We start from the raw sequence: 26,451 nt of genomic DNA on the forward strand, positions 1-26,451 counted from the left end.
CCATGCGTCATCCCCCGTTCCCGGCACTACTAGCTTCTCTTAGCGTTGCGGCCTGCACGGTCGGACCAAGCTATGTCGAATCCAGCCCGGCGGTGGCGCCCGGCTGGATTTCCGCTGCCAATCCACATCCGATTGATGAAGATTGGTGGCGCTCGCTCAATGATTCACAGCTCGTTGAACTTGTGGAATTGGCTGTAACCAGCAACCACGACGTTCGGGAGGCGGAAGCGCGCCTACGCGAAGCGCGGGCGCTACGCGACGCCGCACGCGGTCGCGCTGGTCCAGATGCAGCACTATCCGGCGCGGCCACGGCGAACCGCGTCAGCGAAAACGGTCAATTGCCGGTTGCCAATGTTCCGGGGTTCGATCCTCAATTTTCCCTTTTCGATTTCGGATTCGATGCGTCGTGGGAAATCGACCTATGGGGCCGAACACGGCGTAGCATCGAAGCGGCGGACGCCCGTGCAGAGGCAATGCAGGAAGCCCGGCGCAATGTCATCTTACAGGTGATCGCAGAGGCTGTCCGAAGCTACGTCGATCTACGCGGCTCCCAAACTAGGCTGTTGGTTGCTCGCGCAGACGCCAACGCACAGCAGGCCATCGCCAGCCTGGTCGAAAGGCGGTTTAGGTCCGGCGAGGCGTCGCGCTTCGACTTTGCTCGTGCCGACACACAGGCTCGGGCAGCCAGCGTAAGCCTTGATGGGATTGAGGCCGACGCGCGCGCGGCAGCCTATCGCTTATCCTTGCTAACTGGCCAAGCACCGGGGGCCACTTCACTTCGGTTGTTGAGCCCTGGGTCGCTTCCGGTTGCTCCATCGCAGATTACGGCTGGGCTTCCATCCGAACTGTTAAGGCGACGCCCGGATATACGTCAGGCAGAGCGCGAATTGGCGGCTTTCACCGCTGACGTTGGCGTGGCCACGGCTGACCTCTTTCCGCGACTATCGCTCATTGGGTCGATTGGTCAGCAAGCTCAGAGCGCGGGCGATCTGGCATCGGGGGCGAGCACACGATTGCAAGTTGGGCCGAGCTTCCATTGGCCCATATTCTCCATGGGGCGCATCCGAGCGCAGATTCGGGCGGCGGATGCCCGAGCCGATGCAGCCATGATCCGCTACGAGCGGAGCGTAACGGGCGCGCTTACTGACAGTGAGACGGCGCTTAACCGATATGCCGCCGCACAGATCATGCGCCGGAAAGCGGAGGGGGCGACAACGCAGGCGGCCGCTGCGGTCGATCTTGCCCGCCAGCGCTACCAGGCTGGCGAGGACGACCTAACGATATTGCTGGACGCGCAATCCGCATACAGCGCTGCGGAGCGTGCGAGTCTTGATGCTCGCGTCGGTGAACTGATGGCCGTTGTCGCTCTCTACAAGGCACTAGGGGGCGGATGGGAGGCCGCCGTCTCATGATCGGTCTGCCGCTGATTTTCCGGTCAGACATTCACAATGTTCCCGGTATCCGGCGCGACGGTCGCCGTCGATTGACCGAGCACAGGTGAAACGGTGCGGCGGCGGCGTTCAACACCCATGATCGACCGCAAATGGGGAGTGCCGACCTCGTTGGGTTCACGCATTCCCCTCGCGTCCCTCATTCAAACGCTCGCCGTCGCCGAATATCTGAACTTCCGGCACGCTGCGAACGCACTCGGCGTCAGCCTGTCGAGCGTCAGTGCTCGCGTGAAGACGCTGGAGCAAGACCTTGGCGTTTTGCTGTTCGAGCGCCATGCGCGAGGCGTCCGGCTGACAGAGGCCGGTCGCCAGTTCGTCGAGCATGTTGCGGCCGGCGTCGATCAACTCGACCATGCCGTGAAGACCGCCGGCATGGCGGCGTCAGGAGAGTGCGGACGCCTGCGCATCGGCGTCCATGCCCTGATCCCTCGCAGCTTCCTCGCAGGACTGATCGGACAGTATCGCGAAGACTATCCCGGCATCGAAGTCGAGATCACGGAAGGCACAGCACGCGATGCGGTTATGCAATTGCGCGCCGACCGTCTGGACATCGTATTCATGGCAGGCACGCCCGAGCTACCCGACTGCCACACGCGGCGGATATGGACCGAACCGCTGGTCGCCGCGCTGCCGGATAGGCATCGGCTCGCCAAGCAAGCCGCCGTCACCTGGGCCGATCTAGCGGGCGAGACGTTCCTTGCCCGGCACGGCGGCACCGGCCCACAAGTCCATGACCATATCGTGCTGCGCCTTGCCGGACGCTGGCCGGCATCATCTATCCAACGCTTCGATGTCGAGCGCGGCACGCTGCTTTCCATGGTCGGACAGGGCTTCGGCGTCACCATCGTCGGCGCGGCTACGTCGCTGCTACGAACTTCCGACGTTACTTTCCTTCCGGTCGCGGACGAACCGGAGCCGGTTCCTTTCTCGGCCGTCTGGTCGCCATTCAACTGTAGCGCGGCACTTCGCAATTTGCTCACCCTCGCAAGAGAAATGGGGCGAACTATCCCGGCGGATTGAGTCTCGTCCGCGATTCGTTACGGTCTTCCCGCGACAGACATCCGCGCAGATAAATGAGTGGACGCAACCCGTCCTATTTGCCGCCGATAGTATCCGACAGCCCTCCCGCTCTACCTTTCCTGTTGCCTGTCCCATAATTGCCTACTCTCTGATCGGCTCCGTCTCTTTTTCCGACTGGAGCCCGTATGCGCGGAGGCCGAATCCTTTGGGGTCAGATCGCCGTCGTCTTCACCATCGTTCTGGTGATGACTTGGGCGGCGACGCAATGGACCGCATGGCGTCTCGGCTTTCAGGCGCAGCTCGGCAATCCATGGTTCGAGCTGGCTGGCTGGCCGATCTACTACCCACCCGCGCTGTTCTGGTGGTGGTATGCCTTCGACGCCTATGCGCCTTCGATCTTCGTCGAGGGTGGCGTCATCGCAGCGTCGGGCGGGCTTATGGCCATCGCCGCCGCAATCATGATGTCGATCATCCGGGCGCGGGAGGCGCGCAACGTCGCCACCTATGGATCGGCACGATGGGCCGAGGACAAGGAAATCCGCACGGCCGGATTGCTCGGCCCCGATGGCGTCGTGCTCGGCCGGCGCGAACGCGACTATCTGCGCCATGATGGGCCGGAGCATGTGCTTTGCTTCGCACCTACGCGGTCAGGCAAAGGCGTCGGCCTCGTGGTGCCGACGCTGCTAACCTGGCCGGGAAGCTGCATCGTCCACGATATAAAAGGGGAGAACTGGACGCTGACCGCCGGCTTCCGCGCGAAGCACGGCCGCGTTCTGCTGTTCGATCCCACGAACGCCAGATCGTCGGCCTACAACCCGCTACTGGAGGTGCGCCAGGGCGAATGGGAAGTCCGCGACGTGCAGAACATCGCGGATATTCTCGTCGATCCCGAAGGGAGCTTGGATCGAAGAAACCATTGGGAGAAGACGAGCCACAGCCTGCTTGTCGGCGCAATCCTGCACGTCCTCTATGCCGAACCCGACAAGACGCTGGCCGGCGTCGCCAGCTTCCTTTCCGATCCGAAGCGCCCCGTCGAGGCGACCTTGCGCGCGATGATGGACACGCCGCACCTGGGCGAAGCCGGCGTTCATCCCGTCATCGCGTCATCGGCCCGCGAGCTGTTGAACAAGAGCGAGAACGAGCGCAGCGGCGTGTTGTCCACCGCCATGTCGTTCCTGGGTTTGTATCGCGATCCCGTCGTGGCGCGCGTCACGGCGCGGTGCGACTGGCGCATTGCCGATCTTGTCGGCAGCAGGAAGCCGGTCAGCCTCTACCTTGTCGTGCCGCCGTCCGACATCAACCGCACCAAGCCGCTCATTCGCCTGATCCTCAATCAGATCGGCAGGCGGTTGACGGAGGAATTGCACACGTCCGGCAAGCGGCATCGACTGCTGTTGATGCTCGACGAGTTTCCTGCGCTCGGCCGGCTCGATTTCTTTGAATCCGCGCTCGCCTTCATGGCCGGATATGGCCTCAAATCCTTCCTGATCGCGCAGAGCCTCAATCAGATCGAAAAGGCTTACGGGGCGAACAACAGCGTATTGGATAATTGCCACGTCCGCGTCGCCTTCGCCACGAACGACGAGCGGACCGCGAAACGGATCAGCGATGCGCTTGGCACCGCGACCGAGTTGCGCGACTCTACCAACTACGCAGGACACAGATTAGCGCCATGGCTGGGGCATCTCATGGTGTCACGGCAGGAGACAGCGCGGCCGCTGCTCACGCCGGGCGAGGTGATGCAGCTCCCGCCATCCGATGAAATCGTGATGGTCGCCGGCACGCCGCCCATCCGCGCGACCAAGGCTCGCTATTTCGAGGATGCGCGGTTCATGGAACGCATCCTGACCCCGCCCGATCCGGCAGCCGATCCCGCCGCCGCGAACCCGTCATCCGACGATTGGTCGAGCCGCATCGTCGCGGCGACGAAAGCAGCGGCCCCGGCCACGGCCGGCGGGACCGAAGGCGATCCGGCCAATGCCGGTATCCGCCGCGAGCCGGAATTGCCGGAGCATGAGGAAATCATCTCGCCGCCACGTCCGCCCGAACAGGAGTTCGACATTCTGGACGATGAACCGGACGTTGACGCCGCCAAAGCCCGCGCGCTGCGCCAGCGTATGCGGATGGTCGCGCGGCAAGCGTCGCTGGACCCCGGCGACGGCATCGAGCTTTGAGGATACGCCCATGACCACCCGAACCCGCATGAACGTCTATTTCGCCCCGGACTTGCTCGCCCAGGTCGAGGCGCTGGCGCTGCGCCGCCAAGTGTCGAAATCCGCCATCGTCGAGGCAGCCGTCGCTTCCTTCCTGTCCGGCGACAGTTCGGATCGGCTGGAGGCGGCCATGTCGCGCCGCCTCGACAAGCTCGGCCGCGAGATCCACGCGCTCGACGAGGATCTTGCCGTGCTCGGCGAAACCGTCTCGCTGTTCGTCAACATCTGGCTTTCCGCCACGCCGCCGCTGCCGGAGAGCGCGCAGGCCGCCGCCCGCGCGAAAGGTGCCGAACGGTTCGAGGGTTTCATGCAGACGCTCGGCCGGCGTCTTGCGACCGGCGACAGGTTCCTCAAAGAGTTGTCGCGCGATGTCGATTCGCTTCCCGATAGTCCATCGCAAGATCAGTTCGAGGCCGATGGCAGCGTAACCTGAATTTCCAACCCGTCCTATTCGCCGCCGATAGCCGCCGATCACCGCATCCTCTTCGATACTTGTTGAATCAGCCTGATTTCAGGCTCCTTTAATCGACCCCGTTGCGGGGACGGTCTGTCGCGCCCCGTCAGGAATCGGGGCCGATATGACATCCACACACCATAAGCCGGAAGCGATACAGCGCGGCGCGCGCATGTTGCGCACCGCGCTCGGCGCGGCCATCGCCCGGTTTCTGGAAGACCCGGCCGTGGTTGAGGTCATGCTGAATCCAGACGGGCGAATCTGGATCGACCGACTTTCCGAAGGGCTGGCCGACACGGGCGAAACGATGTCGCCGGCCGATGGCGAACGCATCGTCCGTCTTGTCGCTCACCACGTCGGCGCAGAGGTTCACGCGCGATCCCCGCGCGTCTCGGCAGAGCTTCCCGAAACCGGCGAGCGGTTCGAGGGACTTTTGCCGCCCGTCGTCGCTGCACCGGCATTTGCGATCAGGAAGCCCGCCGTCGCGGTGTTCAGCCTCGACGACTATGTGGCGGCCGGCATCATGTCCGCCGACCAGGCCGTGACGTTGCGCGAGGCGGTCGCATCCCGCGCCAATGTATTGGTGGCGGGCGGCACCTCCACCGGCAAGACCACGCTGACCAACGCGCTGCTCGCCGAGGTGGCGAAGGGCGCGGATCGCGTCGTCATCATCGAGGATACGCGCGAGCTGCAATGCGCCGCGCCCAACCTTGTCGCCATGCGGACGAAAGACGGCGTGGCGACGCTATCCGATCTTGTGCGGTCCTCGCTTCGCCTGCGCCCCGACCGCATCCCCATCGGCGAGGTGCGCGGCGCGGAAGCCCTCGACCTCCTGAAAGCGTGGGGCACGGGCCATCCGGGCGGCATCGGCACCATCCATGCCGGCACCGGCATCGGCGCGCTCCGTCGCCTTGAACAGCTCATTCAAGAGGCTGTCGTCACGGTCCCGCGCGCCCTGATCGCGGAAACCATCGACCTTGTTGCCGTCCTTTCCGGGCGCGGTTCCGCGCGCCGGCTGGCCGAACTCGCCCGCGTCGAAGGGCTGGGGTCGGACGGCGATTACCGCATCACCCCCGCAATCCCCAACAGCACAGGAGAACCCAAATGATCCGCACGCTTTCGCGCGGCTACCGCACCATGGCGACCGCAACCGCCGCTGTTTCCATCAGCATCATCCTCGCCCCGGCCGCTCATGCGTCCGGCTCGTCAATGCCGTGGGAGCAACCGCTTCAACAAGTCCTTCAATCCATCGAAGGGCCGGTTGCCAAGGTGGTGGCCGTTATCATCATCATCGCAACCGGCCTGACCCTCGCGTTCGGCGATACCAGCGGCGGCTTCCGTCGCCTGATCCAGATCGTATTCGGTCTGTCCATCGCGTTCGCGGCATCGAGCTTCTTCCTGTCGTTCTTCTCGTTCGGCGGCGGGGCGCTCGTTTGATGGCCGCCGTCCTCGAACAACTCGACGCGGTGCCGGGATTTTCGGTCCCGGTCCATCGGGCGCTGACCGAGCACATCATGCTCGGCGGCGCACCGCGCTCCATCGCCATCATGAACGGCACGCTCGCCGGGGCCGTGGGCCTTGGCCTGCGCCTCTGGCTTGTGGGCCTCGCCATATGGGCCATCGGCCATTTCGCGGCCGTATGGGCGGCGAAGCGCGACCCGCTCTTTGTCGAGGTGGGGCGGCGGCATCTGCGCATCCCCGCAAACCTTGCAGCGTGAGGGCGTGGCCATGATGAACCTCGCCGAATATCGCCGCACCGCCAGTCGCCTTGCCGACTTTCTGCCCTGGGCCGCGCTGGTCGGCTCTGGCGTCGTCTTGAACAAGGACGGCTCGTTCCAGCGCACGGCCAGGTTTCGCGGTCCCGATTTGGATTCCGCCGTTGCGGCCGAGCTGGTCGCCGTCGCCGGTCGCATCAACAACGCCTTCCGCCGTCTCGGATCGGGCTGGGCGATTTTCGTCGAGGCGCAGCGCAGCGAGGCCGCGACCTATCCCGACAGCACGTTTCCCGATCCGGCGTCGGCCTTGCTCGACGCCGAGCGCAAGGCCGCCTTCGAGGAAGCCGGCGCGCATTTCGTGTCGGGCTATTTCCTGACCTTCCTCTACATGCCCCCGGCCGAGGAAGCCGCCCGCGCCGAAACCTGGCTCTATGAAGGCCGCGAGCAATCCGGCGTCGATCCCTATGAAGTGCTGCGCGGTTTCATCGACCGCACCGACCGCGTGCTCGCATTGCTCGACGGCTTCATGCCGTCCTGCCGGTGGCTCGACGACAGCGAAACGCTGACCTACCTCCATTCCACCGTCTCGACCAACCGGCATCGCGTCCGCGTTCCCGAAACGCCGATCTATCTCGACGCGCTGCTCGCCGACCAGCCGTTGACCGGCGGGCTGGAGCCGCGCCTTGGCGACCAGCATCTCCGCGTCCTGACCGTCACCGGCTTTCCCACCGCGACAACGCCCGGCCTGCTCGACGACTTGAACCGGCTCGCCTTCCCGTATCGCTGGAGCACGCGCGCGGTCCTGCTCGACAAGACCGACGCGACGAAGCTGCTCACCAGGATCAGGCGGCAATGGTTCGCGAAGCGCAAAAGCATCGCCGCGATCTTGAAAGAGGTGATGACCAACGAGGCATCCGTTCTCGTCGATACGGACGCCGCCAACAAGGCCGCCGACGCCGACATGGCCTTGCAGGAGCTTGGGGCAGATGTCGCCGGCATGGCCTACGTCACCGCCACCATCACCGTATGGGACGCGGACCCCAGGATTGCCGACGAGAAATTGCGGCTGGCCGAAAAGGTCATCCAGGGCCGCGACTTCACCGCCATGGTGGAGACGGTCAACGCGGTTGACGCATGGCTCGGCAGCTTGCCCGGCCACGCCTACGCGAACGTCCGGCAGCCGCCCATCAGCACTTTGAATCTCGCCCACATGATCCCGCTTTCAGCGGTGTGGGCGGGGCCGGAACGGGACGAGCATTTCGGTGCGCCCCCTCTGCTTTATGCAAAGACCGAAGGCTCGACCCCGTTCCGGTTTTCCCTTCACGTCGGCGATGTCGGCCATACGCTCGTCGTCGGCCCCACAGGCGCGGGTAAGTCCGTCTTGCTCGCACTTATGGCGCTCCAGTTCCGGCGCTACGACCGCAGCCAAGTCTTCGCCTTCGATTTCGGCGGCAGCATCCGCGCCGCGTCGCTCGCAATGGGCGGCGACTGGCACGACCTGGGCGGCGGCCTGACCGAAGGTTCCGACGCTTCCGTATCGCTCCAGCCGCTCGCCCGCATTCACGACACCTATGAACGCGCCTGGGCGGCCGACTGGATCGTGGCCATCCTCATGCGCGAAGGCATGACGATCACGCCGGAGGTGAAGGAACATATCTGGACGGCGCTGACCTCGCTTGCCTCCGCGCCAATCGGGGAACGCACCATCACCGGCCTCGCGGTGCTGCTGCAATCCAACGACCTCAAACAAGCCCTTCGGCCGTATTGCGTCGGCGGTCCTTATGGCCGGCTGCTCGATGCCGAAGCCGAACATCTCGGCTCGGCCGACGTGCAGGCGTTCGAGATTGAGGGGCTTGTCGGCACGGGAGCCGCGCCCGCCGTTCTGGCCTACCTGTTTCACCGCATCGGCGACAGGTTGGACGGGCGGCCGACGCTGCTCATCATCGACGAGGGTTGGCTTGCGCTCGACGATGAAGGCTTTGCCGGCCAGCTCCGCGAGTGGCTTAAAACGCTGCGCAAGAAGAACGCCAGCGTCATCTTCGCCACGCAAAGCCTGTCCGACATCGACGGCAGCAACATTGCGCCTGCGATCATCGAGAGCTGCCCGACGCGGCTGCTTTTGCCGAACGAGCGTGCCATCGAGCCGCAGATCACCGCCATCTATCGGCGCTTCGGCCTCAATGACCGCCAGATAGAGTTGATCGCCCGCGCTACGCCGAAGCGGGATTACTACTGCCAGTCGCGGCGCGGCAATCGCCTGTTCGAGCTGGGCCTGTCCGAAATCGGCCTCGCGCTCTGCGCCGCATCCGCCAAATCCGATCAGACGCTCATTGCGCAGATCGTCGCCGAACACGGCCGCGACGGCTTTCTCGCGGCTTGGCTCACGACCCGCGATGTCGGCTGGGCCGTCGAGCTTCTTCCGAACTTCCCGACGCTGATCCCCCAAACCGAAAAGGAGTCCCAACCATGACCATTCGTCTTTTCCGCTCGCGTGCCATCGTCATGGCCGCAACGATGCTCGCCGCCCCGCTGGCCGTTTCGTCCATGCTGGCAACGCCGGCACATGCGCAATTCGGAAGGATCGTCTTCGACCCGTCGAACTATGCGCAAAACATCCTCACGGCCGCGCGCACGCTGGAGCAGATCAATCATCAGATCACCTCGCTCCAGAACGAGGCGACCATGTTGATGAACCAGGCGCGCAATCTGGCGAGCCTGCCGTTCTCGTCGCTCCAGCAGCTTCAACAGAACGTCCAGCGCACGCAGCAGCTTTTGAGCCAGGCGCAGAACATCGCCTTCGACGTGCAGCGCATCGACCAGGCGTTCCAGCAGCAATACGGCAACGTGTCGATGTCGGCGACGGATCAGCAGCTCGTCGCCAACGCTCGCACGCGCTGGCAGAACACCGTAGGCGGCTTGCAGGACGCCATGCGCGTTCAGGCCGGCGTCGTCGGCAACATCGACAGCAACCGCACGCAGATGTCGGAGCTGGTCGGCCAGAGCCAGAACGCGACCGGCGCGCTCCAGGCGACGCAAGCCGGCAACCAGCTTCTAGCCCTCCAGTCGCAGCAGCTTTCCGACCTTGTTGCGTTGCTCGCAGCCAACGGCCGGGCGGGCGCGCTGACCGAGGCCGAACGCGCAGCGGCGGCCGAACAGGGGCGCGAGCAGCGCCGTCGCTTCCTCACGCCCGGCAACGGCTACCAGCCCGGCAACGCGCAAATGTTCAACAACGGCAATTGAGGGCGCGGCCATGGACGGCAAGATGCTGGCCCGGCTGGGCGCAATCGTATTCGTGGCCATCGCCATCACGGCGACAGCCATCGAAATGACCCGCAAGGAAGACGCGCCGGCATCGCCGCCGCGTCTTCTCCAGCCCGAACGTGACCCGCTGCGCGAAGGGCAGCGCCGGTGCCAGCAGCTTGGCCAGCAGGCCGCCGACGACGCGGAATGCCTACGTGTATGGGCCGAAACCCGTGACCGCTTTCTCGGCCGGACGCGCGCGCCGGCCGCACCGGAAGGGCGGTGACGCATGGGCGGCGCAGGCGTCATCGACAATTTTCTCGGCACGTTCACGCAATACATCGACTCCGGCTTCGGCCTGTTGGGTGGCGAGGTGGCGTTCATCGCCACCACGCTCATCGTCATCGACGTGACGCTCGCAGCGCTGTTCTGGAGCTGGAGCGCAGACGACGACATCATTGCGCGGCTGGTGAAGAAGACGCTGTTCGTCGGCGTCTTCGCCTATCTTATCGGCAACTGGAACAACCTCGCGAAGATCGTCTTCGACAGTTTCGCCGGCCTGGGCCTGAAAGCATCCGGCACGGGCTTCACCGCGCAGGATTTGATGCGGCCCGGCAAGGTGGCGCAAACCGGCCTCGACGCAGCGCGTCCGCTGCTCGATTCCATTTCCGACTTGATGGGCTGGATCGCGTTCTTCGAGAACTTCATTCAGATCGCGTGCCTGCTGTTCGCCTGGGCGCTCGTCATCCTCGCCTTCTTCATTTTGGCGATCCAGCTTTTCGTGACGCTGATCGAGTTCAAATTGAGCACGTTGGCAGGCTTCGTGCTGATCCCGTTCGGCCTGTTCGGCAAGACCGCCTTCATGGCCGAGCGCGTGCTTGGCAATGTGATTTCCAGCGGCATCAAAGTGCTGGTGCTCGCCGTCATCGTCGGCATCGGCTCGACGCTGTTTTCGCAATTCACGCAAGGCTTCGGCGGCCAGACTCCTAGCATCGACGACGCCATGGCCATCGTGCTCGCGGCGCTTTCGCTCGTCGGGCTGGGCATCTTCGGCCCCGGCATCGCTTCCGGCCTTGTTAGCGGCGGCCCGCAGCTCGGCGCGGGCGCGGCGGTCGGCACCGGCCTTGCCGTTGGTGGCGCGGCGCTAGCCGCAGGCGGTGCAGCCGGGCTTGCCGCAAAGGGAGGCGCTGCCGCCGTGCGCGGAGGCGCGACCGCAGCCGGCGCTGCATCCGCCGCCTATAGCCTTGGCTCGCTCGGCCAGTCCGGCGCGGCGGGCGTGGCGTCCGGCCTGGGCGGCGTGGCGCGCGCCGTAGGCAGCACAGCCACATCGCCGCTGCGCCGGGCGGCGGCAAGCGTCAAATCCAGCTTTTCCGATGGCGTGAAAGCCGGGTTCGGCGCGACCGGCGGCACATCCTCCATGGGATCGGCCGGCAGCACGTCCGCATCCGCGCCGGCCGCTGGCACATCGCCCGGTTGGGCGCAGCGGATGCGCCAATCCGGCCACACCGGCCATGCCGTCCAGACGGCCGCGCACGCCGTCCGCTCTGGCGACAGCCACGCCTCTGGTTCTTCCGTCAACCTCTCTGAAAGCGACCGCACATGAGCATCTTCAAGCGACCCGCCGTGCATTACGGCAAGACCCCACAACCCGAAACGCCTTATCAGCGCGCCGCGCAGGTTTGGGATGAGCGCATAGGCTCGGCCCGCGTGCAGGCGAAGAACTGGCGCTACATGGCGTTCGGCAGCCTGATCCTTTCGGCCGGCTTCGCCGCCGCGCTTGTCTGGCAATCGGCGCGCGGGACCGTCGTGCCCTGGGTAGTCCAAGTTGATCGGCTCGGCCAGGCGCAGGCCGTCGCGCCCGCCACAGCCGACTTCCGCCCGACCGATCCGCAAGTGGCATGGCACCTGGGGCGCTTTATCGAACAGGTCAGGAGTATCCCCGCCGATCCCATCATCGTCCGCCAGAACTGGCTACGCGCATACGAGTGGACGACTGACAGGGGCGCGGCGGCGCTCAACGACTATGCGCGCGCCAACGACCCCTTCACCAAGGTCGGAAAGCAACAAGTCGCGGTCGAGGTGTCGAGCGTCATCCGCGCCTCGCCGGATAGCTTCCGCGTCGCTTGGACCGAACGCCACTACGAATCCGGCCAGCTTTCAACAACCGAGCGATGGACCGCGATCCTGACCATCGCAATCCAGCCGCCGCGCGATACCGAACGGCTGCGCGCCAATCCGTTGGGAATCTACGTCAATGCAATTTCGTGGTCGCGGGAGATGAGCCAATGAGGACGATCATCCGCACCCCGGCGATTCCCGCCGTCCTGCTTTCCGCAACCATGCTTGCCGGCTGCGCGACCTACAAACCGCCGCAGATCAGCTACGATGCGAGCGTGCCGCCGTTGCCGGCCGTCCCCGCGGCCGTCACCGACGACCGGCCGCGGCCGATCCATATCCCGCCCGCCTGGACCGTCGCACGCGGCGGCACCGCCGCCGGCACACCGACCGCGCGCGTCGAGAACGCCAATGCCGCCGCCCGCGTGCAGCCGCGCCGCGAGGGCTATTACAACTCCATCCAGATTTACCCGTGGAGCGACGGCGCGCTCTATCAGGTCTATGCCGCGCCGGGCCAGATCACGAACATCGCCCTGGAGCCAGGCGAAAGCCTGACCGGCGCAGGGCCGATAGCGGCCGGCGACACGGCACGCTGGATTATCGGCGATACGGAATCCGGTTCGGGCGTCACGCGCCGAGTCCATATCCTCGTGAAGCCAAGCCGGCCGGACATCACCACGAACCTTGTCGTGACGACCGACCGGCGCGTTTACATGCTCGAGCTGCGCTCGGGCGAGAAGCCCTATATGCCCGCCGTCGCTTGGGCCTATCCGCAGCAGCCGGCCGGGCAGCGGCAGGCGGTGCCGGCCACGCCGGTCATCCCGGCCGTCGCCGCGCGCAACTATCGCTATGGACTGACAGGCGACAATCCAGCTTGGAAGCCCGTCGCCGTCTATGACGACGGCAGGCGCGTCTATGTCGAGTTTCCGCGCGGCATCGTTCAAGGCGAAATGCCGCCGATCTTCGTGCTCGGCGCGGACGGCGAGGCGCAGATCGTCAACAGCCGCATCCATCAACACATCCTGATCGTGGACCGCCTGTTCGGCGCGGCCGAGCTGCGCCTTGGCAGCGGCGACCGCCAACAGACCGTCAGGATTGTCCGCACAGACGGGAGGCCATCGTCATGAGTGAGAATGACACCAATACCGCCACGCCGATGCGGCTTCGCGCGGAAGCCCCGCGCGTCACCCGCCTGTCCCGCAAGGTGCTCGCCAGCGTGGCGGCCGTCGCGCTGGTCGGCGTCGGCGGCGCGCTGATCTACGCGCTCCAGACCCGCGACGGCGGCACGGGCGGCGAAGAACTGTTTTCCACCAACAACCGCCAGCCTGCCGATGGGCTTGCCGGCCTGCCGCGCGACTATACCGGCCCGGTCCTGGGGCCGCCGCTGCCGGGCGACCTCGGCAGACCCATCTTGGATGCGCAGAACAGGGGCCAGCCCGTCGTGCCGCCGACGATCACCACGCCGCCCGTGGATCGCGCCGAGGAACGCCGGCTTGCCGAGGAAGAAGCCGCGCGCGTCAGCCGCGTGTTCTTCCAGACCGAGGCCCGCACCGGCAGCCCGGCCGCAACGCCGGGCGGCGCGACCACGCCGGGACTTCCCGGCCTCGACCTTGCCGGCTTGACAGGGCAACCCGGCCAGCAGACCGCGCAGGACAAGCAGCTTGCGTTCCTCAATGCACCCGTCGATCGCCGCACCACGTCGTCGGATCGCGTCATGGCTCCAGCCTCGCCCTTCGTGCTCCAGGCCGGGGCCGTGATCCCGGCCGCGCTCATCACCGGCATCCGTTCCGATCTTCCGGGCCAGATCACCGCCCAGGTGACGCAGCACATCTATGACAGCCCGACCGGCAGCCTGCTCCTGATCCCGCAGGGGACGCGGATCATCGGGCAGTATGACAATAGCGTTCAGTTCGGCCAGCGCCGTGTGCTGCTCGTCTGGAATCGGCTGATCCTCCCCAATGGCCGCTCTATCGTTCTGGAGCGCCAGCCGGGCGCGGATAGCCAGGGCTACGCCGGTCTTGAGGATGGCGTCGATTATCATTGGTGGGATTTGGCGAAGGCCGCCGGCCTTTCGACGTTACTTGCGGTCGGCACGGAGCTGGCCGTCAGCGACGAGGACCGCCTTGTGCGCGCCATCCGCGACGGGGCGCAGGACACCATCAACGACGCCGGCCAGCAGATCATCCGCCGCCAGTTGCAGGTTGCGCCGACGCTCACGATCAGGCCGGGCTTCCCCGTCCGCGTGATCGTCACCCGCGACCTTGTGCTCGAACCATACAGAGGTTGACCATGAGCAAGCTGAAACTCGGCACGTTGCCCGACGACAAGCCCGTTAAGGTGTCACGCGAATTGCCCGCGACACTCTTTCGAGATTTGCAACTTTATGGACGCTTGTTGGCAGGGGCAGGACAGCCGCCGATAGAGCCGGAAAAGCTAATTGTGCCGATGCTGGAACGCTTCCTCGCCACGGATCGAGAGTTTCAGAAGGCCCGCCGCGCGGCCAGCTAACCTAGTTGGCGGCACCCGACAGCAGGGGTGCCGCCAGCGCGTGAGCGCAAATGCGGCACGCTACAGGCCGCCGATCCCCCTCCATGCTTCGCCTAATTCCGGGGCTTCCAGCCACCCGGAATCCAGCAACGAACCACGGAGGATTCCATGTGCGCGAGACGCCGCCATACCCAAAGGGGCCGCCCACGACAGCCGGCTCCGCAGACGCTTCCCGATGACCTTTACGACTATGACGACGATCCCGCGCCGCGCATCAGCCCGCCGCGCGGAAGCCCGCCCGATGCCTTCGACGTGGAGAAGCTGCCCGTCATCGACGACTGGCCGGAGAAAGTGCCGATCACCGAGGCAGAGATTCAGGTGTTCGAGCGATGGTTTGCCGATGTCTTCGACGAGATGTTCGGCCCACTTCCAACCGTGCCGGGCTTGACTAAGTTATCTTCATCTGATAACAAAAAGCCATGAGCGAGGATCGTGATCCGAACCTCGACACGCTTCTGGACCTCGACGGCCAGGTGCTCGTTGTCGATCCCGAGGGCGGCCATTGGGTGAAGTTCATCGTCACCCGCGTTCCGGCATCGCCGGAGAAGCCGCACGGCCTCGATTACTCGCTCACGCTTCACGGGCCTTCGGGCGAACGGTTGGTCGGCTTCGACAACGCCCATCCAGTCGGCCGAGGCAGGCGCGGCGATCCGATGGACCATCGGCACCGCCTCCAGACCGTGAAGCCCTACGCCTACGAGGATGCGGCCACGCTGCTGGCCGACTTCTGGCAGGCGGTGGACGCGGTTTTGAAGGAGCGAGGCGTAACATGACCACATTGAAAGTCGGGATTGCCGGCTACGACGAAATGAAGGCCCGCACCATGCGGATTGCCAAGGGCGAGGAAAAGCCCGCGCCCGGCGATCCGAAGGTGTGGTTCACATCCATGGAATCCTTCGCCAAGGTGCTGTCGGCGGGCAATCGCGAATTGCTGCGCGTCATCGACCAGCAAGCGCCGGGTTCGCTGGAGGAACTGGCCGAGATCACCGGCCGGGCCAAGTCCAACCTGTCCCGCACTCTGAAACGGATGGCCAGTTACGGCCTTGTCCGCATGGAGAAGGGCGAAGGCCGCAAGCTCACGCCCAGGGTCATCCACGACCGAGTAGAACTAGACCTGCCGCTGACCGAGCGCGCAGGGCCGCGCAAGGCGGCAGGAGGCCGGCAATGAACGTCCATAGTCCCACCGTCCACAATCCCAACGTCACGCTGCGCGCCGCCCTCTATCTGCGCGTCTCCACCACTCGGCAGGCCGAGCATGACGTGTCGATCCCCGACCAGAAGCGCCAGGGCGAAGCCTATTGCGAGGCGCGCGGCTATCAGCTTGTCGAAACATTCGTGGAGCCGGGCAACAGCGCGACCAACGACCGCCGCCCGGAGTTCCAGCGGATGATAGAGGCTGCCACCGCCAAGCCGGCATCGTTCGATGTCGTCGTGGTTCACAGCTTCTCACGCTTCTTCCGCGACGAATTTGAAATGGAGTTCTATTACCGCAAGCTGGCGAAGAACGGCGTGAAGCTGGTTTCGATCACGCAGGAGCTTGGCGATGATCCGATCCACGACATGATGCGGCGGATCATGTCGCTATTCGACGAATACCAGTCCAAGGAGAACGCCAAGCACGTCCTGCGCGCCTTGAAGGAGAACGCCCGGCAAGGCTTCTGGAACGGCTCGCTGCCGCCCATCGGCTACCGCGTCGTCGCGGCCGAGCAGCGCGGCGCGAAGGTCAAGAAGAAGCTGGAAATCGACCCGCTGCACGCCGAGACGATCCGGCTCATCTATCGCCTTGCGCTGGAGGGTGAAGGTTCATCCGGCCAGATGGGCGTGAAGGCCATCGTCAAGTATCTCAATGGCAAGGGCATCTTCACGCGCGACGGCGGGCGCTGGGGCATCGGTCAGGTTCACCGCATCCTGACCCGGCGCACCTATATCGGCGAGCATCGGTTCAATCGCCGCTCCAACAAGGGAGAGGTGAAGCCCGAAGACGAGGTTATCACCGTTCAGGTGCCGGCGCTTATCGAGCGGGAGACGTTCGACGCGGTGCAGAAGCTTTTGCAGGCCCGGAATCCCAAGACCGAGTTGCCCGCGCGCGTCGTGATCGGGCCGACGCTGCTAACCGGCATCTGCTATTGCGGCAATTGCGGAGGCGCGATGACCATTCGCACCGGCAAGGGTGGCCGCTATCGCTACTATGCGTGCTCGATCAAGGCGCGTCAGGGCGAAACCGGCTGCAAGGGCCGCGCGATCCCGATGGATAAGCTCGACCGAATGGTGGTCGGGCATATCGAGGAACGCTTGCTCGATGCCGACCGGCTGGAGGACTTGCTTGGCACCGTGCTCGGCCGTCGCGACGATCAGGCCGAGCGTCGCCGGCACCACATCGCCGAACTGGAGCGGCGCGCGACCGAATCGGAATTGCGCCTCAAGCGCCTCTACGACGCCATCGAGGCGGGCGTCGCCGATCTTGACGACCCGGCGCTCAAGGAACGCATCGCCGGCCTCAAGGTCATCCGCGATCAGGCCAGGGCCGACGCCGACCGGGCGCAAGCCTTGCTCGACAGCCCCGGCCACAGCGCCATCACCCCGACCATGATCCGGGGATTTGCGCGTCGCGCACGCGAACGCATCCGGGGCAGCGAGGGCGGCTATCGGCGGGATCATCTGCGCTCACTGGCGCAGCGTGTCGAGGTCGCCGACGACGCAATTCGCATCATGGGATCGAAGACGGAGCTGCTAAGGACGCTTATTGCTGGCCAAGTGCGGCAATCGGCGGTGGCTGGCGTGCCCAGAGGGGTTCCAAAGTGGCGGAGAGGGTGGGATTCGAACCCACGGTACCCTCTCGGGCACGCCGCATTTCGAGTGCGGTGCATTCGACCACTCTGCCACCTCTCCGCAGAAGGTCCAGCCTGCGCCGTCCCGGTCGAGGGGCGGCCATTAGCGAATGAAATCATACTTGCCAAGCGGCCTTTCCGGTATTTTTCTTGTGTCCGCGCAGCAGCATCCTAAATTGGGGGGATGAAAGACACGATTCAGATTTTCGGCGCCGGCGTCATCGCCCCGCCGATCGTCCATGCCCGCTTCAATATCGGCGATGTCGTCAAGCATCGCCTGTTCGGCTTTCGCGGCGTCGTGTTCGATATCGATCCGGTCTTCGCCAATAGCGAGGAATGGTATGAGGCGATTCCCGAAACCGCGCGGCCCGACAAGGACCAGCCCTTCTATCATCTGCTCGCCGAAAATGGCGAATCCAGCTATGTCGCCTATGTCAGCCAGCAAAATCTGGTCACCGACGACAGCGACGAGCCGGTCGATCATCCCGCCATCACCGGCATGTTCGGCCCCTATGCGGACGGCAAATATCGCCTGCGCCCGCTCCACCGCCATTAAGGGCGCGGGCCTGCGCCGGACGGCGCTGCCGGCATTGCTCGCCTGCGCGCTGGCGGTCCCCGCCATCGCCGCGCCGCCGCCTGCTCGCCCTGCCCCCGTTCCCAATGCCGACCCGACCTTCCCCTTCTCCAACGAGGTGGAGGCTTTCGCCAAAGCCAACAGCGCCAGTACGCCTGTGCGCGACGCCACCCTGTTTCTGGGCAGTTCCAGCATCCGGCTGTGGGACATAGCGGGCAGCTTCGCCGATATCGACACCGTCAATCGCGGCTTCGGCGGCGCGACCACCGCCCATGTCCTCCATTATTACAGGCGGCTGCTGCCGCCTGTCCCGCCCCGCTCGGTGGTCGTTTATGTGGGGGAGAACGACTTGGCCGCCGGTGCGACGCCGGATGCCGTGTCGCGCGACATCCTCGCTCTGCTCAAGCGGCTGCGCGCGGATTATCCGCGCGCAGCCATCGCCTGGCTCTCGCTCAAGCCCAGCCCGATCCGCTGGACGCTCTGGCCAAAGATGGCGCAGGTCAACGCCGCCATCGCCGCGCGCGCCAAGCGCGACGGCTTCTCCTATATCGACGTCGGCGCCGTGCTGCTGGCGCGCGATGGCCTGCCCGACGCCTCGCTCTTCCGCCCCGACGGACTGCACATGAACGCGCGCGGCTATCAGCGCTGGACAGGGCTGGTGGACGACTGGCTCGATCATGCCGCCCCCACAACCGGCGCGCGTCCAAACGCATCCTGATCGCACTTTCTGATTGATCCACAGCCAAGCAACATTATTACCAGCCACTATATAAGCGCCAAGCCAAGGGGACGACGGGTGACAATGGAAGCCAAGGGCCGGGGAGCGCCAACCGGCGCGATGGCCGAACTGACGCTGCGCGGGGTCATTCTCGGCGCGCTCATCACCCTCATCTTCACCGCGGCAAATGTGTATCTCGGCCTCAAAATCGGCCTGACCTTCGCTACCTCCATCCCCGCGGCCGTCATCTCCATGGCGGTGCTGCGGCTGTTTTCGACCGGCACGATCCTGGAAAACAACATCGTCCAGACGATCGCGTCCGCCGCGGGCACCCTCTCGGCGATCATCTTCGTGCTGCCGGGCCTGGTCATCATCGGCTGGTGGCAGGGCTTTCCCTACTGGCTGTCGGCCTGCACCATCGCGCTGGGCGGCATATTGGGCGTCATGTATTCGGTGCCGCTGCGCCGCGCGCTCGTCACCGGTTCCGACCTCCCCTATCCCGAAGGCGTCGCCGCCGCCGAAGTGCTGAAGGTCGGCGCGGGTTCGCGCGAGGGGCTGGAGGAAAACCGCCGCGGCCTCGCCGCGATCGTCGCCAGCGCGATCGCCGCCGCCAGCTTCTCGATCATCGCCAAGACGAAAATCCTGGCCGAAGAAGCCGCCACCTTCTTCAAATTCGGCGCGGGCGCGACGTCGGTTTCCACCAGCTTTTCGATGGCGCTGATCGGCGTCGGCCATCTCGTCGGCCTCTCGGTCGGCGTCGCCATGTTCATCGGCCTGCTCATCAGTTGGGTCGGCATCGTGCCCTATCTCACCACCCCCGTCCCCGCCGGCGCTGACCTGGCGGATCTGGTCGGCACTACCTTCCGCACGAAGGCGCGTTTCATCGGCGCAGGCACGATCGGCGTCGCCGCGATCTGGACCCTGCTCAAGATCCTCGGCCCGATCGTCAGCGGCATCCGCTCCGCGCTGGTCGCCAACGCCGCGCGCCGGTCGGGCAATGGCGCGATGCTGGAATTGACCGAGCGCGACCTGCCCATCTCCATCGTCGGCGGCACGATCCTCGCCGCGCTCGTCCCCATCGGCTTCCTGCTCTGGATCTTCGCCCAGGGTGGCCCGATCGCCGACAATCCGGTGCCGATCATCGGCCTGACGCTGGCCTATGTGCTGGTCGCGGGCATCATCATCGCGTCGGTCTGCGGCTATATGGCGGGCCTGATCGGCGCGTCGAACAGCCCGATTTCGGGCGTCGGCATCCTCGCCGTGCTGGGCGCGTCGCTGATGCTGGCCGCCATCTACGGATCGGGCGGCGACGACCCGCAGCAGACGCAGGCACTGATCGCCTATGCCCTGTTCACCACCGCGATCGTGTTCGGCATCGCGACCATCTCCAACGACAATCTGCAAGACCTCAAGACCGGCCAGTTGGTCGGCGCGACTCCGTGGAAGCAGCAGATCGCGCTGATCCTGGGCGTATTGTTCGGCGCGCTGGTGATTCCGCCGGTCCTCGACCTGCTCAACAGCGCCTTCGGTTTCGCCGGCGCGCCCGGCGCCGGGCCGAACGCGCTGCCCGCGCCGCAGGCGGCGCTCATCTCCGCGCTGGCCAAGGGCGTGCTGGGCGGCGATCTCGACTGGGGGCTGATCGGCATCGGCGCGGGGATCGGCGCGGTCGTGGTGCTGGTCGATGAACTGCTGGGCCGGGCGGGCAAGCTGCGCCTGCCCCCGCTCGCGGTCGGCATGGGCATCTACCTGCCGATGGCGCTGACCCTGCTGATCCCCGTCGGCGCGGTGATCGGACATTTCTACAACCGCTGGTCGCTGCGCCAGGCGAACCCGGAATTCGCCGAACGCATGGGCGTGCTGATGGCCACCGGCTTCATCGTCGGCGAAAGCCTGTTCGGCGTCGCCTTCGCCGGCATCGTCGCCAGCACCGACAGCGATGCGCCTCTGGCGCTGGTGGCGGAAAATCATCTGGCCGTGCCGCTCGCGATCCTGATCTTCGCCGGGGTTATCGCCGCGCTCTACGCCAAGCTCAAAAACTGGGCCAGCAGCCCGCTCAGCTAAGCCTTCCCCGGTCACCTGTCCCAAAGGGAAGCGGAAAAGCGCCGCCATTTATGCGTTTGTATCTGTCCTATGAGACAGGCACCAAAGATCAGCGACCCGGACATGGAAGCAGACCGCGTCACATTGGATAATGAAGCGGCGATCCTCTACTGGACCTCCCGCTTCGACGTATCGCCGGAAGAATTGGCGGAAGCGGTCGATGTCGTGGGCGACAGCGTCGATGCCGTCGCCGCCTATCTCAATACGGGTCGCCGGCAATGAAATGGCGCTGCGGCTGCTACATCGCTTAAAACCAGTATTTGGAGCGTCGTGCAGGAAAGCAGGGACCGATTTTTGCTTAAAACGATGCGATAACCAGAACTTAAAGCACGCGCCCTGTATCATTGAATGCAGCTTGCTCTGGCGCAATTCATCCGGCGCAACCGGGTCAACCGCGCCATGGTCGCAATTCTTTGCATCCGCTGTTTCCAAATAGTTTAATTGACCCGCGATACCGTTCTGTAGCATTCCACCGCCACATGGAAACAGGACTTATGATAAAATGATCCGAAAAAGAAGAGCGTCATTTCATGCTCCGATATCTGACCCCATCATCAACCACGACAAGGCTTTCATGACCGGATCGTGCAATATATATTATAGTTCGATGATTGCCTGTTTCGCTTTTATTACATTGTCCGCTTGCGCCGAAGTGGAAATTCCGGTCGCCGTTCGCATCGCCAATGCGACCCCCGCCGTGTCGGTTACGGCGCGCGGCGAAACCACCCCGGTCGGCACCGCGAACGCCGACGCGGCAGACGATCCGGCGATCTGGCGCAACGCCGCCAACCCGGCGCAAAGCCTGATCGTGGGCACCGACAAGAAAGCCGGCCTCTATGTCTATGGCCTCGACGGCAAGACCCGCGCCTTTCTGGACGCCGGCCGGGTCAACAATGTCGATCTGAAGGAAGGCGTGGCGATCGGCGGCGCGCCCGGCATCCTGGTGGCCGCCAGCGACCGCAACGACATCGCCCATGCGAAGATCGCGCTCTTTCGCCTCGACCCCGCCACCGCGACACTGACCGCGCTGGGCAAGGTCGATGGCGGCGCGGGCGAAGCCTATGGCGTCTGCCTTGGCCGGGACGCGGGCATCCTGTCCGCCTTCATCGTGCTGAAGGACGGCACGATCAACCAGGTCGCGATCGACGCCAACAGCGCGACGCCCAGCGGCAAGATCGTCCGCACTATGAAGCTCGGCACCCAGTCGGAAGGCTGCGCCGTCGATGACCGCACCGGCACCCTCTATGTGGCGGAGGAGGATGTCGGCCTCTGGCGCTTCGACGCGCGCGCCGCCGGATCGACCATGCCGACCAAGATCGCAGCGGCCGATGGCAAGAACCTGGTCATGGATGCCGAAGGCCTCGCCATCGCGCCCGTGGGCGACAAGGACGGCTATGTCCTCGTCTCCAGCCAGGGCGACAATGCCTATGTCGTCTACAAGCTGAGCGACGACTCCTATGTCGGCCGTTTCCGCGTGGTCGACGGGGTCGTTGGCGGGTCGGAGGAAACCGACGGCATCGAACTGATGCTGGGCGATTTCGGCCCTGTCTATCCGGGCGGCCTGTTCATTGCGCAGGACGGCCATAATGCGGCGGCGGCCCAGAATTTCAAACTGGTCGCCTGGGACGACATCGCCAAGGCGCTGGGGTTGCCGCAGTAACCGGCTGGAATAAGGGCGGCCCTTTTTTTCGAGCCGCCCTTTTTATTTCCTACCTCTTGCCCGCGAACCAGGCGGTCAGCGGCGCCTGCAACCGGCTCCGCGTCTCGATCCGCGTCTTGATCGCGGAGATGGCGCGATCCACCACCTTGCGCGATTCGGGCGTCAGATATTGGGTGGCATAGGCGTCCAGCTTGGTCGCCATCGCCGGATCGGCCGACCCGCCGCCGAGGCGCGCCAGCGCCTGGCTCCGCGCCGACACGTCGATCAGCGCCTCATATTGCGCGCGGTGCGCCAGCACATAATCGACCGCCAGCATCGGATGCTCGGAACCCACAGCGCTGATGATCGCCGCGCTCGTGGTCTTGCCCGGCTCATCGGTCATGGCGAGGTCGAGCGCCTGCGCCGCCAGCTTTTCGTCCTTCGCGCCGCCCAGCAGCGCATAGGTGCTGCTCTTTTCCAGGTCGGTCGCCGCGCCCTTGGCCATCGCGCGCAGCTTGTCCCAGGTCGCCTGATCGGCATTTTTGGCGATGATCGAGAGCCATGTGTTGCGCAGCGGCCCATCGAGCAGCGCCGGTTGGGCGAAGCGGCGATTGGCTTCCGCCACCACGGCCTTGTCGCCCATGTCGCCCAGCGTCGCCACTAGCGCCTGGCGCAGCACCGGCGCCTGAGCCGCCTCGCCCGGCTTGGCGTCATAGCCGATCCCCGCCAGCACCGGCCCCAGCTTGGCCGAACCATAGGCGGCGACGCGCGCCTGCGCCGCCTTGTCGCTTTCCAGCATCGCATGGGCACTGGCGATATACTCCGGCACCTCCGCCAGCACGGCGGGGCTGGCGGTCGCGGGCACGGCGTCCACCAGGTCCATCGCCAGCCCGATCGGCTGATAGCCGCCCAGCCCCAGTTGGAAATTGTCCGCAAGCAAGCCGGTCTGGTCGATGCTGGCCAGCTTGGTGAAATCCTTCGCCAGCGCCTTCACATTGGCCGCCGGATAGAGCGAGCGATAATAGCCCGTCTGCCCCGCATTGACGACATAGGCGCCGCAGCCCGGCAGCGTTATCGTGCCCTTGCCCTGCAAAATCAGACGCTGCGCTTCGCCGCCGATGGTCTGCGCCTTGACCGGCACGTTCCAGCGCAGCGGCGTCTTGCTCTTCTGGTCGCGGCTAAATTCGCCCTGGCTCAGCGTCAGGACGGTCGATCCACCCTTGCAGACCGCGCTGTCGACGGTGACCAGCGGGATGCCCGGCTGCGACGTAAAGTCATGCGCGATCGAAACCAGCCCCGTGGCGCCCGCGCCCTCGACCGATTTCCACAGGTCGTCGGTCACGGTGTTTCCGTAGGCATGCGCCTTCATATAGGCTTGGATGCCCGCCTTCCATGCGTCCTCGCCGGCATAGCCTTCCAGCATGGTGATGACCGCCTCACCCTTCTGATAGGTGATGGCGTCGAACGCCTGGTTCACCTGATCGACGGTGGTGATCTTCTGCACAACGGCATGGGTGGTGGCGAGCGAATCGAGGCTCATCGCCGCCTCGCGCCCGTCCACGCGGGTCAGCAGCATTTCCCAGTCGGGTTGCAGCTTGTCGGTCACCTTGGTCGCCATCCAGCTGGCGAACCCCTCATTCAGCCACAGATCGTCCCACCAGGCCATGGTGACGAGGTCGCCGAACCACTGATGCGCCATTTCATGCGCGACCGTTTCGTAGATGCGACGCTTGGTCGCTTCCGACGTGAAGCGCGGATCGACCAGCAAGGCGCGCTCGAAGGTGAAGATCGCCCCCCAATTCTCCATCGCGCTGAAAAACTGGCTCTGGCCGGGGCCAGCGACATTATCCAGCTTGGGCAGCGGATAGGGCGTACCGAAATAATCGTTGAAATAGGGCAGGATGCTGGCCGACGCATCGAGAGCCAGTTGCGCCTTGCCGGTATTGCCTTTGCCGACGATCACGCCGACTTCGGTATTGCCCGCCATCTTGGTCGCCCGGTCCAGTTCGCCCAGCCCGAAGAACAGCAGGTAGGAGGACATTTTGGGGCTGGTGCCGAACGTCACCAGCTTCTTGCCGCCGCCCAGATCCTTAGTCGCCTTGACCGGCATGTTGCCGACCGCCAGTTGGTCGGCGGGAACGACCGCGGACAGGTCGAACGTCGCCTTATAGCTCGGCTCGTCCCAGCTCGGCACGAAGCGGCGTGCGTCGGGCGCTTCGAACTGGGTGAAGAGCGCGCGCTTCGCCGCGCCGGCATTGTCGGTATAGTCGAGCGCGAACAGGCCGTTCGCTTGTTGGTTGATGATGCCGGCATAAACGATGTCGAGCTTGTAGCTGCCCGGCTGGATCGGTTTGCCGAAATCCAGGCTGACGGTCTGCGCGTCCGCGTCGATCCTGGCGGCGCCCTTGATCGCCTTGCCCTTTGCCGGCGTCAGCATCACGGACGAAACGGTCAGGTCGGCGGCGTTCAGCACCAGCGCCGGCAGCGCGGTCGCGACGCTGACATCGATCGTCACCTTGCCGCTGAATTTCAGGTTCGCCGCATCGGGCGTCACTTGAATCGCATAATGGCTGGGCGCCGCGCCGCGCGGCAATTGCGTGGTGATCCCGGCGGCGGGGCCGGTGGGCGTGGAACCGGGCGTTGGCGCGCTTTGCGCCAGGGCGGGGGCCGCAATGGCGATGGGCGCAGCCGCGATCAGCAGCGGCAGGATGGTCTTGAGGGGCATAGGATGAAGACTCCGACACGTCTTGGGAGCGCATGAAATCATGTCTCACGCGCAATAAACGCGGGATCGGCCGTTTCGCTGCATCGGTCAAGCGATGGCGTAAGGCCGGCATGTCGTTGGTCGAACCCTGTTGTCCGTTGGTCAAACAGGGCCGACCCGCCCCATCTCCGTTCGGGATTTACCCCCGCCCTCTATATCCCGGCACATCCTGCGCCGGCAGCCACAGGCCCGCTGGCGGCTCGCCCGATTGCCAGAAGACGTCGATCGGGATGCCGCCGCGCGGATACCAGTATCCGCCGATGCGCAACCAGACAGGGTCCATTTCGGCGAACAACCGCTCGCCAATGCCCACGGTGCAATCCTCGTGAAACGCCGCATGGTTGCGGAACGCGCCCAGGAACAGCTTGAGCGATTTCGATTCGACGATCGTCGCGCCCGGCGCATAATCGATCACCAGATGGGCGAAATCGGGCTGCCCGGTCACCGGGCAGAGCGAGGTGAATTCGGGCGCGGTGAAGCGCACCAGATAGGGTTTGCCGGGGCGCGGATTGGGCACATAATCCAGCACGGCCGCTTCCGGGCTGGCGGGAAGGGCGCTGCTCTGCCCCAGATGCAGGGGCGCGGTGGGAAGGTCAGTCATGCCCGGCCATCTACGCGATTGCACGCCTGATGTCATCGGCCTGCATTGTTCACTTGCGGTTCAGCCATTCTTATGCCTTGGCAGGACCATGGGGTCTTACATTCGTCCGTCGTCTTTCGCCGTGCTGCTGCTGGCATTTACTGCGCTGTCCGCCGCGCCCGTCCATGCCCAGCAAGCATCGGAAACCGCCCCCGGCTTCCAACTGCCGCCCGCCAACACGACGCCCGCGCCCAATCCGAACCGGCAGGGGCCAGAACTCAACGTCTATCGCGATCCCGTCACGCCCAGCGTTACGCCCCCGGTCGTAGCCCCCACGGTGACGCCGCCGCCCGTCACGGTGCAGCCGACGCCGCAGCCCAGCCGCCCGCGCCCTGCCCCACCTGCGACGCCGTCGGAAACGCCCCTCACGCCGCGTCCCACCGATCGCGCGACGCTGCCGCCCGCGCAGCCGACGCGCCAGCCCGAAGCCGCA

26 protein-coding genes, 1 tRNA gene and 2 pseudogenes are annotated in these 26,451 nt (G+C 65.1%); 25 read left to right on the top strand and 4 right to left on the bottom strand.

Going from position 1 to position 26,451, the window contains the following annotated elements:
- Positions 1-2: 2 nt before the first annotated feature.
- The 19 genes and pseudogenes from V473_RS14155 to V473_RS24415 all read left to right on the top strand — a co-directional run.
- A complete protein-coding gene (locus tag V473_RS14155; protein ID WP_066606233.1) occupies positions 3-1,412 on the top strand; it encodes an efflux transporter outer membrane subunit in 1,410 nt (469 codons plus the stop codon).
- A 117-nt stretch (positions 1,413-1,529) separates the two neighbouring features.
- Positions 1,530-2,471, top strand: coding sequence for a LysR family transcriptional regulator (locus V473_RS14160; RefSeq protein ID WP_030540334.1), 942 nt, complete (start codon positions 1,530-1,532; stop codon positions 2,469-2,471).
- A 185-nt stretch (positions 2,472-2,656) separates the two neighbouring features.
- A complete protein-coding gene (locus tag V473_RS14165; RefSeq protein ID WP_030540335.1) occupies positions 2,657-4,645 on the top strand; it encodes a conjugal transfer protein TraG in 1,989 nt (662 codons plus the stop codon).
- A 10-nt stretch (positions 4,646-4,655) separates the two neighbouring features.
- Positions 4,656-5,117 carry a CopG family transcriptional regulator gene (locus V473_RS14170; RefSeq protein WP_003052333.1) on the top strand — a complete coding sequence of 154 codons (462 nt, stop codon included), beginning with the start codon at positions 4,656-4,658 and terminating at the stop codon, positions 5,115-5,117.
- A gap of 145 nt (positions 5,118-5,262) precedes the next feature.
- On the top strand, positions 5,263-6,246 hold the full coding sequence (trbB, locus tag V473_RS14175) for a P-type conjugative transfer ATPase TrbB (protein WP_066606246.1): 984 nt from the start codon (positions 5,263-5,265) through the stop codon (positions 6,244-6,246).
- Positions 6,243-6,575, top strand: a complete 333-nt coding sequence (locus V473_RS14180) for a TrbC/VirB2 family type IV secretion system protein (protein ID WP_030540337.1) — start codon at positions 6,243-6,245, stop codon at positions 6,573-6,575. The genes trbB and V473_RS14180 overlap by 4 nt, the downstream gene beginning before the upstream one ends.
- Complete coding sequence (locus tag V473_RS14185) at positions 6,575-6,856, top strand: VirB3 family type IV secretion system protein (RefSeq protein ID WP_003052343.1); 282 nt, start codon at positions 6,575-6,577, stop codon at positions 6,854-6,856. Before V473_RS14180 ends, V473_RS14185 begins: the two co-directional genes overlap by 1 nt.
- 10 nt (positions 6,857-6,866) lie before the next feature.
- Positions 6,867-9,323 (top strand): conjugal transfer protein TrbE, encoded by a 2,457-nt coding sequence (gene trbE / locus V473_RS14190; RefSeq protein WP_030540338.1) that lies wholly within the window; start codon positions 6,867-6,869, stop codon positions 9,321-9,323.
- Complete coding sequence (gene trbJ, locus V473_RS14195; RefSeq protein ID WP_030540339.1) at positions 9,320-10,093, top strand: P-type conjugative transfer protein TrbJ; 774 nt, start codon at positions 9,320-9,322, stop codon at positions 10,091-10,093. Before trbE ends, trbJ begins: the two co-directional genes overlap by 4 nt.
- Positions 10,094-10,103: 10 nt before the next feature.
- Entirely contained in the window at positions 10,104-10,379 is a 276-nt protein-coding gene (gene trbK-alt, locus V473_RS14200) for a putative entry exclusion protein TrbK-alt (protein ID WP_003052351.1), read from the top strand.
- A gap of 3 nt (positions 10,380-10,382) precedes the next feature.
- Positions 10,383-11,696: a P-type conjugative transfer protein TrbL gene (trbL, locus tag V473_RS14205; protein ID WP_030540340.1), complete on the top strand. Its 1,314-nt coding sequence runs from the start codon at positions 10,383-10,385 to the stop codon at positions 11,694-11,696.
- A gap of 2 nt (positions 11,697-11,698) precedes the next feature.
- Positions 11,699-12,382 carry a conjugal transfer protein TrbF gene (gene trbF / locus V473_RS14210; protein ID WP_456242890.1) on the top strand — a complete coding sequence of 228 codons (684 nt, stop codon included), beginning with the start codon at positions 11,699-11,701 and terminating at the stop codon, positions 12,380-12,382.
- Positions 12,379-13,335 carry a P-type conjugative transfer protein TrbG gene (gene trbG, locus V473_RS14215; RefSeq protein WP_030540342.1) on the top strand — a complete coding sequence of 319 codons (957 nt, stop codon included), beginning with the start codon at positions 12,379-12,381 and terminating at the stop codon, positions 13,333-13,335. Before trbF ends, trbG begins: the two co-directional genes overlap by 4 nt.
- Positions 13,332-14,495 (top strand): TraB/TrbI/VirB10 family type IV secretion system protein, encoded by a 1,164-nt coding sequence (locus V473_RS14220; RefSeq protein ID WP_030540343.1) that lies wholly within the window; start codon positions 13,332-13,334, stop codon positions 14,493-14,495. The genes trbG and V473_RS14220 overlap by 4 nt, the downstream gene beginning before the upstream one ends.
- A 2-nt stretch (positions 14,496-14,497) precedes the next feature.
- Positions 14,498-14,716 carry a DUF2274 domain-containing protein gene (locus tag V473_RS14225; protein WP_030540344.1) on the top strand — a complete coding sequence of 73 codons (219 nt, stop codon included), beginning with the start codon at positions 14,498-14,500 and terminating at the stop codon, positions 14,714-14,716.
- A gap of 147 nt (positions 14,717-14,863) precedes the next feature.
- On the top strand, positions 14,864-15,178 hold the full coding sequence (locus V473_RS14230) for a hypothetical protein (RefSeq protein WP_030540345.1): 315 nt from the start codon (positions 14,864-14,866) through the stop codon (positions 15,176-15,178).
- Positions 15,175-15,528 (top strand): toxin-antitoxin system TumE family protein, encoded by a 354-nt coding sequence (locus V473_RS14235; RefSeq protein ID WP_003052370.1) that lies wholly within the window; start codon positions 15,175-15,177, stop codon positions 15,526-15,528. Before V473_RS14230 ends, V473_RS14235 begins: the two co-directional genes overlap by 4 nt.
- Complete coding sequence (locus tag V473_RS14240) at positions 15,525-15,923, top strand: HVO_A0114 family putative DNA-binding protein (RefSeq protein ID WP_030540347.1); 399 nt, start codon at positions 15,525-15,527, stop codon at positions 15,921-15,923. Before V473_RS14235 ends, V473_RS14240 begins: the two co-directional genes overlap by 4 nt.
- Positions 15,920-16,978: pseudogene (locus V473_RS24415) on the top strand (recombinase family protein); the annotation flags it as partial. The gene V473_RS14240 and the pseudogene V473_RS24415, both read left to right, overlap by 4 nt.
- On the opposite strand, the gene V473_RS24420 reads toward V473_RS24415, so the two are convergent.
- Together V473_RS24420 and V473_RS14250 are read right to left on the bottom strand one after the other, a co-directional pair.
- Entirely contained in the window at positions 16,865-17,413 is a 549-nt protein-coding gene (locus V473_RS24420) for a hypothetical protein (RefSeq protein ID WP_030540348.1), read from the bottom strand. The pseudogene V473_RS24415 and the gene V473_RS24420 sit on opposite strands and share 114 nt — an antisense overlap.
- A gap of 141 nt (positions 17,414-17,554) precedes the next feature.
- Positions 17,555-17,644, bottom strand: a tRNA-Ser gene (locus V473_RS14250).
- Between the two features lie 123 nt (positions 17,645-17,767).
- Here V473_RS14250 and hspQ point away from each other — a divergent pair.
- From hspQ to V473_RS14275, 5 genes are all read left to right on the top strand, one after another.
- The gene (gene hspQ / locus V473_RS14255; RefSeq protein ID WP_066606248.1) at positions 17,768-18,139 is read left to right on the top strand and encodes a heat shock protein HspQ; all 372 of its coding nucleotides are present in this window, start codon (positions 17,768-17,770) and stop codon (positions 18,137-18,139) included.
- Entirely contained in the window at positions 18,096-18,875 is a 780-nt protein-coding gene (locus V473_RS14260; protein ID WP_066606252.1) for a GDSL-type esterase/lipase family protein, read from the top strand. Before hspQ ends, V473_RS14260 begins: the two co-directional genes overlap by 44 nt.
- 120 nt (positions 18,876-18,995) lie before the next feature.
- A complete protein-coding gene (locus V473_RS14265; RefSeq protein WP_066607420.1) occupies positions 18,996-20,936 on the top strand; it encodes an OPT family oligopeptide transporter in 1,941 nt (646 codons plus the stop codon).
- 102 nt (positions 20,937-21,038) lie between these two features.
- Positions 21,039-21,197, top strand: a complete 159-nt coding sequence (locus tag V473_RS14270; RefSeq protein ID WP_148648416.1) for a DUF3606 domain-containing protein — start codon at positions 21,039-21,041, stop codon at positions 21,195-21,197.
- A 352-nt stretch (positions 21,198-21,549) separates the two neighbouring features.
- Positions 21,550-22,635: a phytase gene (locus tag V473_RS14275; protein WP_244884426.1), complete on the top strand. Its 1,086-nt coding sequence runs from the start codon at positions 21,550-21,552 to the stop codon at positions 22,633-22,635.
- 49 nt (positions 22,636-22,684) lie between these two features.
- On the opposite strand, the gene V473_RS14280 is transcribed toward V473_RS14275, so the two are convergent.
- A complete protein-coding gene (locus tag V473_RS14280; RefSeq protein ID WP_066606259.1) occupies positions 22,685-25,339 on the bottom strand; it encodes a M1 family metallopeptidase in 2,655 nt (884 codons plus the stop codon).
- 178 nt (positions 25,340-25,517) lie between these two features.
- Positions 25,518-25,979 carry a preQ(1) synthase gene (gene queF / locus V473_RS14285; protein WP_066606263.1) on the bottom strand — a complete coding sequence of 154 codons (462 nt, stop codon included), beginning with the start codon at positions 25,977-25,979 and terminating at the stop codon, positions 25,518-25,520.
- An 88-nt stretch (positions 25,980-26,067) separates the two neighbouring features.
- Between queF and V473_RS24425 the strand changes: the two are divergent.
- Positions 26,068-26,451: pseudogene (locus V473_RS24425) on the top strand (hypothetical protein); the annotation flags it as partial.

The sequence above is a fragment of the Sphingobium cupriresistens LL01 genome (assembly GCF_001046645.1).
Classification (GTDB): Bacteria; Pseudomonadota; Alphaproteobacteria; order Sphingomonadales; family Sphingomonadaceae; genus Sphingobium; species Sphingobium cupriresistens.

What these genes read in the sequence shown, in the direction of transcription:
- V473_RS14235 (WP_003052370.1), top strand. Translation starts at nt 15,175, where the DNA reads ATGAGCGAGGATCGTGATCCGAACCTCGACACGCTTCTGGACCTCGAC.
- V473_RS14180 (WP_030540337.1), top strand. Translation starts at nt 6,243, where the DNA reads ATGATCCGCACGCTTTCGCGCGGCTACCGCACCATGGCGACCGCAACC.
- V473_RS14155 (WP_066606233.1), top strand. Translation starts at nt 3, where the DNA reads ATGCGTCATCCCCCGTTCCCGGCACTACTAGCTTCTCTTAGCGTTGCG.
- V473_RS14230 (WP_030540345.1), top strand. Translation starts at nt 14,864, where the DNA reads ATGTGCGCGAGACGCCGCCATACCCAAAGGGGCCGCCCACGACAGCCG.
- V473_RS14265 (WP_066607420.1), top strand. Translation starts at nt 18,996, where the DNA reads ATGGCCGAACTGACGCTGCGCGGGGTCATTCTCGGCGCGCTCATCACC.
- V473_RS14170 (WP_003052333.1), top strand. Translation starts at nt 4,656, where the DNA reads ATGACCACCCGAACCCGCATGAACGTCTATTTCGCCCCGGACTTGCTC.
- trbK-alt (WP_003052351.1), top strand. Translation starts at nt 10,104, where the DNA reads ATGGACGGCAAGATGCTGGCCCGGCTGGGCGCAATCGTATTCGTGGCC.
- V473_RS24420 (WP_030540348.1), bottom strand. Translation starts at nt 17,413, where the DNA reads ATGATCCCGCCGATAGCCGCCCTCGCTGCCCCGGATGCGTTCGCGTGC.
- trbG (WP_030540342.1), top strand. Translation starts at nt 12,379, where the DNA reads ATGAGGACGATCATCCGCACCCCGGCGATTCCCGCCGTCCTGCTTTCC.
- queF (WP_066606263.1), bottom strand. Translation starts at nt 25,979, where the DNA reads ATGACTGACCTTCCCACCGCGCCCCTGCATCTGGGGCAGAGCAGCGCC.
- hspQ (WP_066606248.1), top strand. Translation starts at nt 17,768, where the DNA reads ATGAAAGACACGATTCAGATTTTCGGCGCCGGCGTCATCGCCCCGCCG.
- V473_RS14225 (WP_030540344.1), top strand. Translation starts at nt 14,498, where the DNA reads ATGAGCAAGCTGAAACTCGGCACGTTGCCCGACGACAAGCCCGTTAAG.
- V473_RS14220 (WP_030540343.1), top strand. Translation starts at nt 13,332, where the DNA reads ATGAGTGAGAATGACACCAATACCGCCACGCCGATGCGGCTTCGCGCG.
- V473_RS14275 (WP_244884426.1), top strand. Translation starts at nt 21,550, where the DNA reads ATGACCGGATCGTGCAATATATATTATAGTTCGATGATTGCCTGTTTC.
- V473_RS14260 (WP_066606252.1), top strand. Translation starts at nt 18,096, where the DNA reads ATGCGGACGGCAAATATCGCCTGCGCCCGCTCCACCGCCATTAAGGGC.
- V473_RS14185 (WP_003052343.1), top strand. Translation starts at nt 6,575, where the DNA reads ATGGCCGCCGTCCTCGAACAACTCGACGCGGTGCCGGGATTTTCGGTC.
- trbE (WP_030540338.1), top strand. Translation starts at nt 6,867, where the DNA reads ATGATGAACCTCGCCGAATATCGCCGCACCGCCAGTCGCCTTGCCGAC.
- trbB (WP_066606246.1), top strand. Translation starts at nt 5,263, where the DNA reads ATGACATCCACACACCATAAGCCGGAAGCGATACAGCGCGGCGCGCGC.
- V473_RS14165 (WP_030540335.1), top strand. Translation starts at nt 2,657, where the DNA reads ATGCGCGGAGGCCGAATCCTTTGGGGTCAGATCGCCGTCGTCTTCACC.
- trbL (WP_030540340.1), top strand. Translation starts at nt 10,383, where the DNA reads ATGGGCGGCGCAGGCGTCATCGACAATTTTCTCGGCACGTTCACGCAA.
- V473_RS14270 (WP_148648416.1), top strand. Translation starts at nt 21,039, where the DNA reads ATGGAAGCAGACCGCGTCACATTGGATAATGAAGCGGCGATCCTCTAC.
- V473_RS14160 (WP_030540334.1), top strand. Translation starts at nt 1,530, where the DNA reads ATGATCGACCGCAAATGGGGAGTGCCGACCTCGTTGGGTTCACGCATT.
- V473_RS14280 (WP_066606259.1), bottom strand. Translation starts at nt 25,339, where the DNA reads ATGCCCCTCAAGACCATCCTGCCGCTGCTGATCGCGGCTGCGCCCATC.
- trbJ (WP_030540339.1), top strand. Translation starts at nt 9,320, where the DNA reads ATGACCATTCGTCTTTTCCGCTCGCGTGCCATCGTCATGGCCGCAACG.
- V473_RS14240 (WP_030540347.1), top strand. Translation starts at nt 15,525, where the DNA reads ATGACCACATTGAAAGTCGGGATTGCCGGCTACGACGAAATGAAGGCC.